Source organism: Marinomonas flavescens, from assembly GCF_004352835.1.
Lineage (GTDB): Bacteria > Pseudomonadota > Gammaproteobacteria > Pseudomonadales > Marinomonadaceae > Marinomonas > Marinomonas flavescens.
Genome location: NZ_SJSB01000002.1, coordinates 19851 through 36162 on the forward strand (window position 1 = coordinate 19851; position 16312 = coordinate 36162).

10 protein-coding genes are annotated in these 16312 nt (G+C 43.5%); 2 read left to right on the top strand and 8 right to left on the bottom strand.

The window, feature by feature from the left end:
• Nucleotides 1-22: 22 nt before the first annotated feature.
• From E0D70_RS02250 to rpmH, 8 genes are all read right to left on the bottom strand, one after another.
• Nucleotides 23-1465 (bottom strand): efflux transporter outer membrane subunit, encoded by a 1443-nt coding sequence (locus tag E0D70_RS02250; protein ID WP_207923184.1) that lies wholly within the window; start codon nucleotides 1463-1465, stop codon nucleotides 23-25.
• Entirely contained in the window at nucleotides 1455-4622 is a 3168-nt protein-coding gene (locus E0D70_RS02255) for an efflux RND transporter permease subunit (protein ID WP_133010655.1), read from the bottom strand. Before E0D70_RS02255 ends, E0D70_RS02250 begins: the two co-directional genes overlap by 11 nt.
• The gene (locus E0D70_RS02260; protein WP_133010656.1) at nucleotides 4622-7738 is read right to left on the bottom strand and encodes a multidrug efflux RND transporter permease subunit; all 3117 of its coding nucleotides are present in this window, start codon (nucleotides 7736-7738) and stop codon (nucleotides 4622-4624) included. Before E0D70_RS02260 ends, E0D70_RS02255 begins: the two co-directional genes overlap by 1 nt.
• The gene (locus E0D70_RS02265) at nucleotides 7735-8913 is read right to left on the bottom strand and encodes an efflux RND transporter periplasmic adaptor subunit (protein ID WP_133010657.1); all 1179 of its coding nucleotides are present in this window, start codon (nucleotides 8911-8913) and stop codon (nucleotides 7735-7737) included. Before E0D70_RS02265 ends, E0D70_RS02260 begins: the two co-directional genes overlap by 4 nt.
• 368 nt (nucleotides 8914-9281) lie before the next feature.
• Nucleotides 9282-10661: a tRNA uridine-5-carboxymethylaminomethyl(34) synthesis GTPase MnmE gene (mnmE, locus tag E0D70_RS02270; RefSeq protein WP_133010658.1), complete on the bottom strand. Its 1380-nt coding sequence runs from the start codon at nucleotides 10659-10661 to the stop codon at nucleotides 9282-9284.
• A gap of 150 nt (nucleotides 10662-10811) precedes the next feature.
• Entirely contained in the window at nucleotides 10812-12473 is a 1662-nt protein-coding gene (gene yidC / locus E0D70_RS02275; RefSeq protein WP_133010659.1) for a membrane protein insertase YidC, read from the bottom strand.
• A gap of 96 nt (nucleotides 12474-12569) precedes the next feature.
• Nucleotides 12570-12968 carry a ribonuclease P protein component gene (gene rnpA / locus E0D70_RS02280; protein ID WP_133010660.1) on the bottom strand — a complete coding sequence of 133 codons (399 nt, stop codon included), beginning with the start codon at nucleotides 12966-12968 and terminating at the stop codon, nucleotides 12570-12572.
• A gap of 8 nt (nucleotides 12969-12976) precedes the next feature.
• Complete coding sequence (gene rpmH, locus E0D70_RS02285) at nucleotides 12977-13111, bottom strand: 50S ribosomal protein L34 (protein ID WP_084035504.1); 135 nt, start codon at nucleotides 13109-13111, stop codon at nucleotides 12977-12979.
• A 512-nt stretch (nucleotides 13112-13623) separates the two neighbouring features.
• Here rpmH and dnaA point away from each other — a divergent pair.
• Both dnaA and dnaN read left to right on the top strand, forming a co-directional pair.
• Nucleotides 13624-15180: a chromosomal replication initiator protein DnaA gene (gene dnaA / locus E0D70_RS02290; RefSeq protein WP_133010661.1), complete on the top strand. Its 1557-nt coding sequence runs from the start codon at nucleotides 13624-13626 to the stop codon at nucleotides 15178-15180.
• Between the two features lie 32 nt (nucleotides 15181-15212).
• Nucleotides 15213-16310: a DNA polymerase III subunit beta gene (gene dnaN / locus E0D70_RS02295; protein WP_133010662.1), complete on the top strand. Its 1098-nt coding sequence runs from the start codon at nucleotides 15213-15215 to the stop codon at nucleotides 16308-16310.
• Nucleotides 16311-16312 lie beyond the last annotated feature (2 nt).

The following is a 16312-nucleotide window of genomic DNA, read 5'->3' on the forward strand; positions in this document are numbered from 1 at the left end:
GTTTTAATCAGATACAAAACAGCTATTCTTTAGTCTGTTTTGTATCGTTAGCGATCTTGTTAGAAGCGGGTAGCTTGTTCGTATCCCAGCCTCCACCTAATGCCACAATAAGCTGAACGCTGTTAACCAATTGTTCACTCACCAAATTGAGTTGTTTTTGTTGTTGATTCAGATTACTGGCTTCTGTGGTAGCTACGTCTAGATAATCAATCATGCCTGATTTAAATTGGTTATAAGTTACTCGAGCAGACTCTTTAGCCGATGCCGTTGCTAATTTCTGAGAGATTGACTCCTCCGCCAAGATATTCGCTTTTACTAAATAATCTTCTACTTCCTGAAACGCACTCAATACCGTTTGACGATAGTTTGCTACCTTGGCGTCATACCCTGCTTTAGCTTGTTTTATTTGCGCTTTGGTAGCTCCAAAATCGAAAATATTGCCGCTTAATGATGGCCCTATCGACCAAACCCTAGAAGGTAATTCAAATAGATTACTCAGTGCTGAGTTAACAAAGCCTCCACTGACAGACAAAGACAAATCAGGATAGTAGCCTGCAATAGCGACACCGACAGCCGCATTAGCCGATGCCATTGTTCTCTCTGCATAGGAAATATCGGGACGACGTTCTAATAATACGGATGGAATACCAATAGGAATCTCGGGTAACTGGTACTGTAAAGGCTCAATAGGCAGTGAAAAAGCTGCAGGCGTTTTGCCTATAAGTACTGCAATAGCGTGTTCATATTGTGCTCGTTGCCACTTTAGATCGAGCATGGAAACGCGAGTGCTGTGCAGTTGTGTTTGTGCTTGAGATACCGCAGAGCTGGAAATATTACCGGCTTTATATTGGTTGTTAACGACCTTTAGATATTGGTTGTAGACAGTAAGATTATTTTGATAAAGGTGTATTTTTTCGTCTAAAACTCGCAGTTTGAAATAGTCTTGAGTAAGAGAAGATTGAGCACTGAGTGTTGCTGAAGCAAGTTCTGCTGCACTGGCTTGTGCGCTGGCACTATCCTCTTCTCGAATACGACGTAATTTCCCCCATACATCGAGCTCCCAGCTAGCACTGGCTTGGGCGGTATAATTGTTACCGGTTTGGCTTTGCGTTTTTGAACGTGAAGCCCCTACGCTTGCATTGATAGATGGATACAAGTTTGCGCCAGCTTCTTCGGCAACAGCTTTGGCTTTTTCATAGTTTGCTGCGTATTCTGCGACATTCTGGTTATTAATCTGTACCTGTTCGAGTAGTTTTGACAACGTATTATCTTGGTAAACAGTCCACCATGCTCCTTTAGGTTGCTGATCGGCAGGCGCAGCTTCTTTCCAACCTTTGGCTTCTTTAAAGCCTTCGCTAGTGACCACATCTGGGCGTTGGTAATCTGGTCCCACTGTGCTACAACCCGCCAGTATAAGGGTGATTAAACTCAGTCCAAAAAATTGCATAATACGATTATTCATCATGATTCATTCTTTTATTGGTTACGGCGTTGGTGGCTAATGTTTTATTTGTTTTAAGAGCTTGTTTATTGCCTTGAACACAGCGGTGCCAAAGACCTTTTGTTGCATCACTGATACGTTCCATATAAAGGTAAACAACAGGCGTGGTATAGAGTGTGAGTATTTGGCTAACAAGCAGGCCACCACAGATAGCAATACCTAGAGGGCTGCGTAAGTCAGCATCTCCGCCACTTTCGATGGCCATAGGCAAGGCGCCAAAAAAAGCGGCTAGTGACGTCATCATGATGGGTCTGAAGCGTTTTATACACGCTTCACGAATGGCCTCCTCGGGACTTAACCCCAGCCGTCGTTGTGCATCAAGAGCAAAATCTATCATCATAATGGCGTTCTTTTTAACAATGCCAATGAGCAGTAAAATGCCGATTAAGGCAACGACGGTAAGTTCAGTGCTGGTTATCTGCATTAGCAATAATGCACCAAGTCCAGCGGATGGTAAGGTTGATAGAATGGTCAGTGGATGTGCAAAGCTTTCGTATAACATACCCAAAATGATGTAAACAGAGATCAGTGCGGCAAGGATTAACCAAGGTAAGTTTTTGGCGAAAGTGTCTGATAATTTTGCTTTCCCTGCATAATTTGCAACAATGCCGCTAGGCACTCTTAAGGTGTCCATTGCTATTTTTATTGCCTGTTTGGCTTGTTCTAAGGTGACATTATCAGCGGTATTAAACGCAACAGTTACGGTTGCGGATAAGTCTTGATGGGCTACTGATAACGCGGCATTACCGCTTTTTAATGTAGTGAAATCACTGATAGGAATGACATGACCACGGTTATTGACGATATTGAGAGATTTGAGAACATTACTATCACTGGTGTAATCATCTGTTAAGTTCATCACCACATGATATTGAGTGGATGTTTTATACAGGGTGGCGATCTTACGTTGACTGAAAGCGTTATTTAACAAAGTATCCAGATTTTTCACCGTGACACCTAAGCGTTTAGCGGCATCTCGGTCAATGACGATTTGAACCTCTTGTCCGCCATTTTCCATATCTGAATCTACACCACTGAGCTCAGGTAATTTGGCTAATGCCGCTTTGATTTTGGGTGCCCATATATTCAATAAATCTAAGTTATCTGATTGTATGCCGAGTTGGTAATCAGCGTTGGCGCTTCGCCCACCAATTTTAATATCACTGGCAGGACGTAAGAATAAATGCCCATCAGCCATATTTTGTGCTTTTTGATACAATCTATTGGCCACTTCGGAAGCGGTTGCTTGACGTTCATCAATGGGCTTCAATTGGACAAAAAACTTACCTATATTTCGTGAGCCATTATGCGAACTACTGATTGAACTCATGACACCAGCTACAGCGGGGTCTTGTTGAATCATCTCAGAATATTTGCGCAGTCGTGGTTCCATTGCGGCAAATGAGGTGGTCTGATCGGCACGTACGACACCAAATAAAATGCCTGTATCTTGCTTTGGAAAGAAACCTTTTTGCACAATACTGTATAAATAAACGTTCAAGAAAATAGTCGCTAATAACACAAGTATGGTTAAGCGTTTATGATTTAGTACCGTATCAAGAGTGCTTCGATAACCATGTTGTAGCCTTAAAAAAGCATTTTCGATGAGTTGATATAATTTAGGTTGTTTTTTTTGTGTGGTCTGACGACGTAGCATACGTGAGCAAAGCATCGGCGTTAGAGTGAGCGACACCAACATTGAAATGATTAGAGAGACAGATAAAGTAACGGCGAATTCTCTGAGTAATTGGCCAATGACATCGTTCATGAAAAGTAATGGAATAAAAACAGCAATCAAAGAAACTGTCATGGCGAGCACCGTAAAACCGACTTCTTTCGCTCCTCGTAGCGAGGCTCTAACGGGGCTTAATCCATTTTCTATGTGTCTAGAGGTATTTTCTAACACCACAATGGCATCATCGACAACAAAGCCTGTTGAGACAATGAGTGCCATTAAAGACAAGTTGTCTAAACTGTAGCCAAGTAAATACATGACAGCAAAGGTGCCTAATAACGAAATTGGCAATGCCAAGGCTGGAATGAGTAAAGCACGACCATTGCGTAAAAACACAAAGACAACGGCAATGACCAAAATCATTGCGATCAATAATGTCTGTTCTGTTGCATGTAAGGCAGAGCGAATCGTCGTTGAGCGATCCATGACAATATGTAATTTGGCATCACCGGGCAGTAGTTTATTAAAAACGGGTAATTGGGCTTTTACGGCAGCGATAGTCGAAAGCATATTCGCGCCTGAGGATTGAGTGACGCTGATGGTAACCGCAGGATTATTGTTGTAGTACCCCACGTTAAACCGATTCTCTACGCCATCCGATACCTTAGCTACATCAGATAAACGAATAGCGGCACCGTTTAAGTAGGTAATGATTAACTGACCAAACTCTTTAGCATGAAGCATCTGGCCATTAGAGTTCACCATCCAAGTGTTTTTTTGCCCTTGAATAATGCCAGTAGGCTTATGGCTAGTACTGTTTACAATGGCTTTGCGTACGGTGTCCAAAGAGATGCCATAGTGAGTCAATGCTTGTGGATGCAGATCGACTCGAATGGCTGGTAAGGAACTGCCATATAGAGAAACGTCACTTACCCCTTGTACTTGTGATATTCGAGGTTCTAACTGATTAGATGCAAAGTCATAGAGAGCACTGGGGCTTAATGATTGGGATGTCAGCGCCAACATAAAAATGGGGGCCGCAGATGGGTTTCTTATGCGGTAAGTTGGCATGGATGTCATTGCACTTGGCAAGGTACTTTCAGCGGCATTGATTGAGGCTTGTACGTCGCGTGCCGCGCCATTGACGTCTCTACTTGCATTGAACACTAAGACAATGTTTGTTTTGCTGTCTGAGCTAGACGACGTCATTTGAGTAACACCAGAAATCTGTCCTAATGCTCTCTCTAGTGGTGTGGCCACTGTTGCTGCCATGGTTTCAGGGCTTGCGCCGGACAAATTAGCAGAAACCACAATCATAGGTATATTTAAGGTTGGTAAGCTAGAAACCGGTAGCCATTGAAACCCCAAAGCACCTAAGGCCATGATGGTCATGGTAATCAGCCATGTCGCGACAGGCCGAAAAATAAACAGTCGGGACGGATTCATTAAATGAGCCCTTTACTGTTTTGTTTCTTGAGACGTCGACGATGGTAAACAAGTTTATCGAACAACAGATAAATAACTGGGGTTGAGAACAGTGTGAGTAACTGACTTAGAAGCAAGCCTCCGACGATTACCAAGCCCATAGGTTGGCGCAATTCGGCGCCCGATCCTTGTGCCAGCATTAAGGGCAAAGCGCCAAACAGTGCGGCCATCGTAGTCATGAGAATCGGCCGCAAACGCAGTAAACAAGCCTGATGAATCGCGTCTCTAGGGCTTAATTTCTGTTCTTTTTCGGCTTCTAGGGCAAAATCTATCATCATAATTGCATTTTTCTTAACGATACCGATCAGCAGAATGACTCCAATTAGCGCAATCAAGTTAAAATCAGTACCGCGTAATAACAAGGCAATAAAGGCACCAATGGCAGCGGTTGGCAGTGTGGATAATATGGTTAATGGATGAATAAAACTCTCGTACAAAATACCTAACACTACGTACATAGTCAGTAAGGCGGCTAAAATTAACCATAAGGTATTTGAGGTCGAATCCGTAAACGCAGAGGCGGATCCTTGGTATTTTAGGGTTAAGCTATTTGGTATTTTAAGCGCAGCAGTGGTATCACTTATGGCTTGTTGTGCCTGCTCTAGTGAGTAACCCTCAGCGAGATCAAATGAGATGGTTACCGCAGGGATTTGATCTAAGTGTGCCTTCATCAAGGACCCTGTTTTTTGCGTTACTGTCGCCACATCTGTTAAGCGCACCATAGGAGTAGTACCACCTTTACTGCTTGCGGTGCCGGCAAGGTAAATATGATTCAGTGTGTCCGTGGCTTGTTGAGGATTAGGAGGGACTTCTAACACGACACGATATTGATTGGACTGAGTGTATATGGTGGATATTAAGCGTTGGCCAAAGGCATTGTATAAGGCGGTATCTACATCGGCTGCAGTAATGCCATAACGAGCGGCAATATCCCTATGAATAGTGACATAACTGACCAGCCCTTGGTCTTCTAAATTACTGATAACGTGTTGAAATTCTGGTTTTTTCTGTAATGCAGTGACGAGTTTAGGCGTTAGCTCTACGAGCTGAGAGGTGTCGGTATCGTCTAAGGTGAATTGATATTGACTCGGGGTTATTTGATCATCGACGGTTAGGTCTTGTTGAGCCTGTAGATAGAGCTGAATACCAGGAACATCAGCCACTTCGGCTCTTAAGCGTTTGATGATGGCAGGGGCTCTATCATCCCGTTTATCAAAACCGATGAGGTTAATCTGCAACATCCCGCGATTCAAACTGGTGTTTTGTCCATCTACCCCAATTGTCGAGCTAATGCTTTCTATATCTGGATCTTTCAGTAATTGAGTGACCATCGCTTGTTGGCGTATTGTCATTTCTTTGAAAGATACACTATCGGATGCCACGGTTATGCCGCGAATAATGCCGGTATCTTGGGTTGGAAAAAAGCCTTTAGGCACGGCCATATAAAGCCCAGCAGTGAGCAATAAGGTGCCAAATATCACGGCTAACGCAATGCGCTGGTGGTTTAGTACAATCGTGAGATATTTATCATAAATCGCGATGATTTTATCAAATGCCTGCCCACCTTTTTTATAAAAACGACTTTGTTCTTCGTCTGGAATTCGGCGCAATAAATAAGCACATAGCATGGGAGTTAATGTCAGAGAAATCACCATAGACACTAAAATAGAGACGGATAAGGTGATCGCAAATTCTCGAAACAAACGCCCTACTACGTCCCCCATAAAGAGTAAGGGAATTAATACCGCAATCAGTGAAAAGGTCAGTGAAATGACGGTAAATGCAATTTGCTTCGAGCCTTTTAAAGCCGCTTGAAGTGGCGTTTCGCCATTCTCCAAATGGCGTGAGATGTTTTCAACGACCACAATGGCATCATCGATCACAAATCCGGTTGCTATGGTTAGCGCCATTAAACTCAAATTATTGACACTAAATCCCGCCATATACATAACGACAAAGGTGCCGATCAAAGATAACGGCACAGCAATGCTAGGAATTAATGTTGCGGCAATATTACGTAGAAATAGAAAAGTCACCATCACAACTAGGGCAATAGACAACATTAATTCAAATTTTACATCGCTAATTGAGGAGCGGATGGTTTGGGTTCGATCGGATAAAACGGTTAATTTAATGCTGTCTGGTAAGAGTTTTTGTAATTCGGGTAGCTTGGCTTCGATATTATCAACTACGGCAATAACATTGGCGCTTGGCTGACGTTTTACTTGAATAATAATCGCTGGTTTACCATTGGCGGTGGCGGATAAATACTGATTTTCACTGCCAGAAATGACCATTGCGACGTCTTTTAGACGCAATGGGGCGCCATTTTCGTATTTTAGAATGAGATTAGCGTATTGGTCCGCATTTTCTAATTGGTCGTTAGCATCGATACTGATCGAATGATATTTACTGTCGAATCCTCCCTTAGAGCCGTTTACATTGCTGTTATTGATCAGCGTATAAATATCTTCTAGCGTTAAGCCATGGGCCGCTAAAGCTTTAGGATTCGCTTGAATACGAATTGCTGGCTGGTGGCCCCCCGCTAATGTTACTAATCCCACCCCAGATATCTGAGCGAGTTTTAATGCCACTCGCGAGTTAATTAAATCTTGGACTTTAGTCAGCGGTAAGGTTTCTGAACTGGCTGCGATGGTAAGTACAGCGCCATCAGCAGGGTTGACCTTTTTATAAGTCGGAGAGCTTGGCAAATCGGATGGCAATAAGCTATCCGCGGAGTTAATGGCAGCTTGTACTTCTTGTTCTGCGACATCCAAAGAGAGCGAAAGGTCGAATTTCAAGGTGATAATAGAAGCCCCACCAGAGCTGGTGGAATACATTTGGCTTAATCCAGACATATTCCCCAATTCTTGCTCTAAAGGCGCTGTGACGGATGTTTCCATTACATCTGGACTTGCTCCTGGGTACAAGGTGGTAACTTGAATCGTTGGATAATCGACCTCAGGAAGCGCTGAAACAGGCAGCAAAGTATAAGCAAAGGCGCCAGATAGTAGCACTGCCATCATGAGTAGGATGGTGGCTACAGGTCGTTGAATAAAGAGTCGGGACGGGTTCATTCGTTGTCCTTTCTCTGCTTGATCACACTGACTTTGCTGCCATTAACGAGGTTATCAATGCCGGTCGTGACGAGTTGATCACCCACTTTGACACCGGTAAGTGCGACTATGTTGTCTTCACCATCAACCGGCCCTGCGGTCACGCTTTGCTTATGGACCTTGTTGTCATCTATCACAAACACAAAGTCACCATTGTCGTTGAGCTGTAAAGCGGCTTTGGGAATAATAACGACTTGCGATAATTGTTCTATTTTCATACGAACATTAACGAATTGGTTAGGGTAAAGCATTTCATCATCGTTGGTAAAAATAGCTTTTAATTTGATGGTGCCGGTATCGCTATCAATGCTGTTGCTGATGTTCTCAAGCGTACCTTCTGCCAGTTTTTTCTGCCCAGTTTGATTAAATACAGTCACAGCAAAGTGTTTTTTGCTGCGTAATCCTTGGAGCACTTTTTGAAGGTGGACTTGGGGAATACTAAAGGTAACGGTAATGGGATTAACCTGTGTGATGGTGACAATGGAGGTTGTATTGTTAGTAATTAGGTTACCCTGATCAACATTTAACAGGCCTGTATAGCCACTGATTGGCGCGCGGATTTTGGCGTATTCAATATCCAAATTAGCAGAACTAATTTTTGCTTTATCGGTCGCTATGATGCCTTGATATTGGCCCACTTTAGCCGCTTGGTCTTGTACGTCTTGAGCGGAAATAGAGTTTTGTTTAGCAAGTTTTCTATAGCGCTCTAATGTGGCTTGTGCGCTTTGCAATAAGGCTTTGTTTTGTGCCAGCTCACCCTTGTATTCGGCGAGTGTGGCTTGATAGCTGCGGTCGTCTATTTGCGCTAATAAGTCCCCTGCTTTTACGTACTGGCCTTCGGTAAAAAAGACTTTATTCATTTCACCGGTTATCCGGCTTGTGACCGTGACAGAAGCATTGGCTTCCACTGTACCTAATGCTTCTAGATAAACGGATACATCTGCTTTACTGGCGGTTCCAGCGTAGACGGGCGTGATGCTATTGCTATTAAAGCGCTTTCCTGGCCTTTTTCCTTGATGTGCGGCTTCCGGCTTCGCCGCATTAAAATATTGTGAGCTGAACCAACCAGCGCTAATTAATAGCACGGCAATAATGATTAAAAAGAGTCGAGATGTTTTTCTTGAACGAGTCGTCATTTTTATTTCACTGCCTTTAAGGTATGGCTATCAATGGTTAAAGTAAGCCTGATTTTAGTCCGGAATGATTACAAATAAGGATCAGCCTTACATAATACTGAGTCAGTTTATGAATAATTAGGCTTGCGACAATTCCCTTTACCTTTATTTACATAAGGTTTTTAAGAATGAGACTGGCGTTGCTACCGTTTTGTACGCTAAAAAAAATAAGAGAGATGGCTTATGGCTGACTGTTGTTTTTAGACGAATAGTCGTAAGAAGTGAGTGATTTTAGTGACGTGAGTGAACGAGGAATTGGGTGTCATTACTCTGATGATAGATTCTCATCAGAGTAATGTTTTAAGCGAGTGATTTGTCTTTAAATAGAACTATTTCCCAATACAGAACGACCCAAAGATACGTCCTAAAAGATCGTCACTGGTGAATTCTCCCGTAATTTCGCTCAACGCTTGCTGGGCTTCTTTCAGGTCTTCTGCAAGTAATTCGCCAGCACCATAACCATGAAGCTGTTCGTTACCTGCGTCTAAAAAGCGATTGGCCTTGTTAAGCGCTTCTATATGACGACGGCGAGCGATAAACCCTCCCTCAGTCGTGCTGTCGAAGCCCATGATGGCTTTTAGATGGTCAGTCAGGTCAGAAACGCCCTCACCTGTTTTTGCTGACAGAGAGATCACAGGAACGTTATTGATGATTTCTGTTCCGGTGGCTTCTTTGGTCAAATCGACCTTATTTCGAACCAGTGTTAGGTGCTTGGTATCGCCGAGCTTTTCGACAAAATCTGGCCAAATTTCATTAGGATCTTTACTGTCGATGGATTGGCTGTCTACCATCATCAGGATACGATCCGCTTTGCCTATTTCATCCCATGCGCGCTGAATACCGATGCGCTCTACTTCGTCAGGGCTGTCGCGTAAACCGGCGGTATCAATAATGTGCAGTGGCATGCCATCGAGGTGAATGTGCTCGCGCAAGACATCTCGAGTGGTGCCTTCAATACTGGTGACAATCGCAGACTCTTTGCCAGACAACGCGTTTAACAAGCTAGATTTCCCCGCGTTTGGACGCCCCGCAATGACCACATTCATACCTTCGCGAATCAAGGCGCCTTGATTCGCCTCTTTGAGCACTTCGCGCAGTTTTGCTTGGATACCGGCTAATTCATTGGCGACTTTGCCGTCGCCAATGAAATCGATTTCTTCTTCAGGAAAATCAATCGCAGCTTCAACATAAATGCGCAGATGAATTAGCGCTTCGACGAGTTCGTTGATGCGCTTAGAAAACGCACCTTGTAGCGAACGTAGCGCGCACTTGGCGGCTTGCTCAGACGAACTATCGATCAAATCAGCAATCGCTTCTGCTTGCGTTAAGTCCATTTTATCGTTTAAAAACGCGCGCTCAGAGAACTCGCCAGGACGGGCTAAACGCGCACCTAACGCCACACAATGTGTGAGTAGCATGTCCATGATAACAGGACCACCGTGGCCCTGTAGCTCAAAGACATCTTCTCCGGTGAAAGAGTTAGGGCCTGGGAAATACAAGGCGATGCCTTCATCAAGCTGCTCATTGTTGGCGTCTTTGAAGGGCACATAATGGGCGTAGCGTGGTTTCGGTTCAAAGCCAACAATTTGCTGGGCAATAGCGTAGCTGTTTGGGCCTGATAAACGAATAATGCCTACGCCGCCACGACCAGGAGCGGTTGCTTGGGCTACGATGGTGTCTTGGTCAATGGCGTACTGAAAGTCGGTCATAATTAAACTCTGTACTGTGACTTTATTGAGTGAAAGTAATAGGAATTATTGCCATTGTCCTTGAGCACGAAGAGCATGGCAATCTAAACGTAAAAAAGGCCTCCCGAAGGAAGCCTTTTTTCAAAGAAGGTCGCTGCTAAGTATTAGCGGCTAGGCTTCTCGTTCAATACGCTTGGTAATGATGTACTGCTGTACGATCGACAAGCTGTTGTTGGTTACCCAGTATAGAACTAGACCCGCTGGGAACCACAAGAAGAAGAAGGTAAACGCAATAGGCATTAACTTCATCAAACGAGCTTGCATTGGATCTGGAGGCGTTGGGTTCAACATTTGCTGACAGAACATACTTAAGCCCATCAAAATAGGCAGTACAAAGTATGGGTCCATCACCGACAAATCATGAATCCAGAATATAAATGGAGAGTGACGCAATTGCACCGATTCCATTAATACCCAGTACAAAGAAAGGAATACCGGCATTTGTACCAAAATAGGTAAACAACCACCAAGAGGATTGATCTTCTCTTTCTTATACAGCGCCATCATGGCCGCAGACATTTTCTGACGATCATCACCATGCTGTTCTTTTAGCTTGGCAATTTCAGGACCGAATTTGCGCATTTTCGCCATTGAGCGATAGCTGGTTGCAGACAGTTTGAAGAAAATTGCCTTCACACAGACTACGATCAAGATGATAGAAACACCCCAGTTAATGACAACAGATTGGATCAATGTCAGTAACCAGAAAATTGGTTTAGCTAGCCACCATAACCAACCGTAATCTACGGTTAGATCAAGGTTTTCAGCGGTCGCTTCAAGGTGTTTTTCCAGTTTTGGACCAACAAAGAATGTTGAGCTCAAAGTACCTTCTTTACCTGGGGCAATTGCCACGGCAGAACCGGTAAAGCCTACCAAGTTGAAATCGCCATTTGTGCGCGCTTGTAAGGTAAATTTCTGACCTTGCTCAGGCACCCAAGCGGTTACAAAATAGTGTTGTAGTACGGCAACCCAGCCTTTTTCTGATGTTACTTTTACAGGCTCTTCTTTCATTTTAGAGAAAGAAACTTTGCTGTATTTAGTGCTTTCATCAGAGATCGCGCCACCTAGATAAGGCTGTAAGCCCATGCTAGTTGCTTTACTTGGATCAGGAGAGTTATCACGTTTGATTTGACCGAATAAGTTACCACGCCATGTCTGGTCAGTCGTATTATCAACGGTAATCAATTGACGAATACGATAGTTGCCTTTCGTGAAGCGGAAAGTCTTAGTGTATTTCACCCCTTTCGCATCTGTAAAATACAGATTCACGTCTAAGCTGTCTTGACCTTTAGCTAAGGTATAAGACGTTTTCTCGGAGTGATAAACGGGACGGCCATTTGGTGAAGCATCTGGACCATCAGGTCCAATTAATCCACTTTGGGTAACGTATGTATGAGCTGAATCGTTTTCTAAAATGACGAAAGGATCAGGCTTGCCTAATTCTTTGGTGTATTTAAGAAGAGCGGCACGAACAAGGTCACCACCTACAGGATCAATGGCAACACGAAGTGTATCGGTTGTCACTTCGATGAACTTTCCAGGTGCAATTTTTTTCGCATTGCTTGGAAGTACACCACTGGTGTTTGTACTGTGAGATGCATTTGCATTCGGCAAATCTGTTTCTGACGATGCGCTCGCCTCAGATTGTGCTTGGGTCGTCTGAACTACGCTTTGCTTGTTTGACTGAGGACCATAGTCTTGGGTCCACTGTAAAAACAGTAGGTAGCCACTGACAAAAAGCGCACCCCATAAAAAGTAACGTCTGAAATCCATGGTATTCAACTAATTTGTTTGGTTGGACAGATGGGTTCACAGAACCCTATTTAAAAATCACGCGCTATTAAACCAGCCTTTGACTGTTTTTTCAGCTTATTTCTGTTTCGAATTAACGTGTTTTTTGTTCGGAGATGTTTTTTTCGATTTTTTCGCCAATTGATCCCACGCTTTATCTAAGCGAGAGCTCAACGTTGGGTTATCGAGTTCTTTAATACCCTGACGAGCAAGAAAGACAATATCGAGGCCAGCTAGAGGTATTTTGTGGTGGCGAAAAGAATCTCGCACCAAACGTTTGATACGATTCCGGCCTACAGCACGCTTATCCGTTTTTTTAGCAACAATAAGGCCCAACCGAGTTTGGTCGTCCTCTCGTTTTCTTGCTAATAGAAGGAATTCACCCGCGAAGACTTTGGAGGTGGTGTCGTTAAAGACGGATTGATAATCCCCGGCATTCAGAAGTCTGACATGCCGAGGAAAACAATATTCGGTCATCAGCGTGTTTATGCGCTTAATACCTTGCGGCCACGAGCACGACGACGAGCGACGATTTGACGTCCGCTTTTAGTAGCCATACGAGCACGGAAACCGTGGTTGCGTTTGCGTTTTAGAACGCTAGGTTGAAAAGTTCTTTTCATCTTTATTCACTCACTGAAGCAGTGTTTCAGTTTTGAGGGTTAGCCTTAGCCAAGCCTCTACATTTTGATTCAAAATCAGGGCGCGGATTTTAAAACCTTTCTCTAAGAAATTCAATCACTACTGATGCTTAATTATTAAAAAAATACCTCCACATTTAATTAAATACTTACTAACAGACTTGTACCTGATCAGTGGACAATATTTTTTAAACCTCCGTAAAGTTATCAACAGGTGAAAATATAAAAAAATTATGTGTATAAAAATCAAAATGATAATGCCGTTTTTACTTGTGGAAAACATTTCTAGTAACCGCTTGTATACATGTGTATAAGTGCCTATTTTATGCACAAAGGAAAAACTTATCTACCGCTGTGCATAACCTCGACTGTTATTAACAAATTTTAGTTTTATACCATTAAATGTGTGTTTTTCGATTTATGTGTGGATAACTAAAATTCTGCAGGGTAAAATCCGCCTCTTATCTGTCACTCAATCAGGGAGTACGCCAACAGTGTCTTTGGAGCATTGGAATCTTTGCCTTCGGCGTTTACAGGACGAGTTTTCCACATTGCAGTTTAACACTTGGATTCGTCCGTTAGAGGCTGAAATTACGCCCAATGGTGAATTGTGCTTACGCGCCCCTAACCGTTTTGTGTTGGATTGGGTGAGTAACAAGTATCAAGCGCGCATTAAAGAGCTATTGTCAGAATTGGCAGGAGCCGATCCATCGCCCGTTTTACGTTTTGCGGTAAAAGAGCAAAACTTTGCGCAAGCTAACCAATCTGCCCCACGTCCACCTGCGCCCCCAGTTGAGCCTGTATCTAGTCCACTTAATAATGAAGTGGCTAATGAGTCAGGTTATCACCCTGGCGTTGGTTTTGGTCTTATGGATGGTGAAGGCACTCAACATGCTGATTTAGAGTTTGAAGCACCATTAACATTATCTGGTGCAGGATTACGTGGTAATGATTTAGAGCCCTATGAACAAGGGCAGCTTCCTTTAACACCACCTAAGCGTAAGGTCGATGTTGAAGGTGGTATCAATCACGGCGCCAATCTAAATAATTCTTTTACCTTTGAAAACTTCATCGAGGGTAAATCGAATCAACTTGCTCATGCAGCCGCATTGCAAGTCGCAGAAAATCCAGGCGGTGCTTACAACCCACTCTTTATATACGGTGGCGTTGGCTTAGGTAAAACTCACTTAATGCAAGCCGTTGGTACAGAAATGATGCGTCACAATCCGAATGCTAAGGTGGTTTATCTGCATTCAGAGCGTTTCGTAGCGGATATGGTAAAAGCATTGCAACTAAACGCGATCAACGATTTTAAACGATATTATCGTTCGGTAGATGCGTTACTTATTGATGACATTCAATTTTTTGCAGGTAAAGACCGTACTCAAGAAGAGTTTTTCCATACCTTTAATGCCTTATTGGAAGGCGGGCAACAGATGATTCTTACCTGTGACCGTTATCCTAAAGAAATTAATGGCTTAGAAGATCGTCTGAAATCACGTTTTGGTTGGGGGCTGACGGTTGCTATTGAGCCGCCTGAGCTAGAAACCCGTGTTGCTATCTTGATGCGTAAAGCGGATGAAAGCGGCGTGAAGCTGTCGTATGATTCAGCCTTCTTTATTGCTCAAAAAATTCGCTCTAATGTGCGAGAATTGGAAGGTGCATTGAAACGAGTCATCGCCAATTCTCACTTTACCGGTCGGGCGATTACACCAGATTTTGTTCGCGAGTCACTAAAAGATCTTTTGGCCTTGCAAGATAAGCTGGTGAACATTGATAATATCCAGCGCATTGTGGCGGAATATTATAAAATTAAGATCAGCGATTTGTTATCCAAGCGTCGCAGTCGTTCTGTCGCTCGTCCTCGTCAAGTTGCCATGTCACTTGCGAAGGAATTGACCAACCATAGCTTGCCAGAAATTGGTGATGCGTTTGGCGGCCGTGATCACACCACGGCTTTGCATGCGATTCGTAAGATCAAAGAACTACAAGATACGGATTCTGATATCCGTGAAGACTACAAACAATTGATGCGAATTCTGACCACCTGATGGTCTAAGACGTTGAGTTAACGGGGAAAATAATGAAATTTTCAGTTGTCCGCGAGACACTTCTTAAGCCACTTCAATTGGTGGCGGGCGTTGTAGAGCGCAAACAGACCATGCCTGTTTTGGCCAATGTATTGGTGGAAGTAAAAGACCAAACATTAACCCTTACCGGTTCGGATTTGGAAGTGGAATTGGTGGGCCATGTCCCATTAGACGAGTGTGAAGAAGGTCGTATTACTGTACCTGCTCGTAAACTAATGGACATCTGCAAAAGTTTGCCAGACAGTGCTGTTATTGAATTTACACTTGATGAGCAAAAAGCGGTGATTCGTTCTGGTCGCTCGCGTTTTAGTTTGTCGACATTACCAGCCGATGAATTTCCGAATATTCAAGACATGCAAGGTGATCTAACGGTCTCTATCCCGCAAATAAGTGTGCGTCGTTTGATTGATCGCACCGGCTTTGCCATGGCTAACCAGGATGTTCGTTACTATCTTAACGGCATGTTGTTCGAAGTTGCTGATGGTCAGTTACGAGTTGTAGCAACCGATGGTCACCGTTTGGCGACAGCGGTTGAAGATGCACAAGTGAGTGGTGATTTAACGCAAGTCATTGTCCCTCGTAAGGGGGTCTTGGAGTTAAATCGTCTATTAAACGATACCGAAGAAGTGGTTGAACTAACGATTAGTTCCAATCATATTCGCGCAAAAGTAGGCGAATTTGTCTTCACATCTAAGCTTGTTGACGGCAAATTCCCAGATTATCATCGGGTTATTCCTCGTAATAACGAGAAAATCATTATTGCGGATCGTCTTGAACTACGCCAAGTCTTTTTACGCGCTTCGATTCTATCGAATGAAAAATACCGCGGTGTACGTTTAATTTTGTCTAACGGCATGTTGCAAGTTTTTGCCAATAACCCAGAGCAAGAAGAAGCTGAAGAATCCGTATTGGTTCAATACCAAGGCGATAATCTAGAAGTTGGCTTTAACGTGGGTTATTTGTTGGATGTTCTGGGTGTGGTCGATACACAAGAAGTGCGTTTATCGCTCAATGACTCCAATAGCAGTGCGCTCGTTGAAGAAGCACAAAGCCATGCGGCACAGTACGTTGTGATGCCAATGCGCCTATGATC

What these genes read in the sequence shown, in the direction of transcription:
- rnpA (WP_133010660.1), bottom strand. Translation starts at nt 12,968, where the DNA reads ATGACCGAATATTGTTTTCCTCGGCATGTCAGACTTCTGAATGCCGGG.
- E0D70_RS02260 (WP_133010656.1), bottom strand. Translation starts at nt 7,738, where the DNA reads ATGAACCCGTCCCGACTCTTTATTCAACGACCTGTAGCCACCATCCTA.
- dnaN (WP_133010662.1), top strand. Translation starts at nt 15,213, where the DNA reads ATGAAATTTTCAGTTGTCCGCGAGACACTTCTTAAGCCACTTCAATTG.
- yidC (WP_133010659.1), bottom strand. Translation starts at nt 12,473, where the DNA reads ATGGATTTCAGACGTTACTTTTTATGGGGTGCGCTTTTTGTCAGTGGC.
- mnmE (WP_133010658.1), bottom strand. Translation starts at nt 10,661, where the DNA reads ATGACCGACTTTCAGTACGCCATTGACCAAGACACCATCGTAGCCCAA.
- E0D70_RS02250 (WP_207923184.1), bottom strand. Translation starts at nt 1,465, where the DNA reads ATGATGAATAATCGTATTATGCAATTTTTTGGACTGAGTTTAATCACC.
- E0D70_RS02255 (WP_133010655.1), bottom strand. Translation starts at nt 4,622, where the DNA reads ATGAATCCGTCCCGACTGTTTATTTTTCGGCCTGTCGCGACATGGCTG.
- rpmH (WP_084035504.1), bottom strand. Translation starts at nt 13,111, where the DNA reads ATGAAAAGAACTTTTCAACCTAGCGTTCTAAAACGCAAACGCAACCAC.
- E0D70_RS02265 (WP_133010657.1), bottom strand. Translation starts at nt 8,913, where the DNA reads ATGACGACTCGTTCAAGAAAAACATCTCGACTCTTTTTAATCATTATT.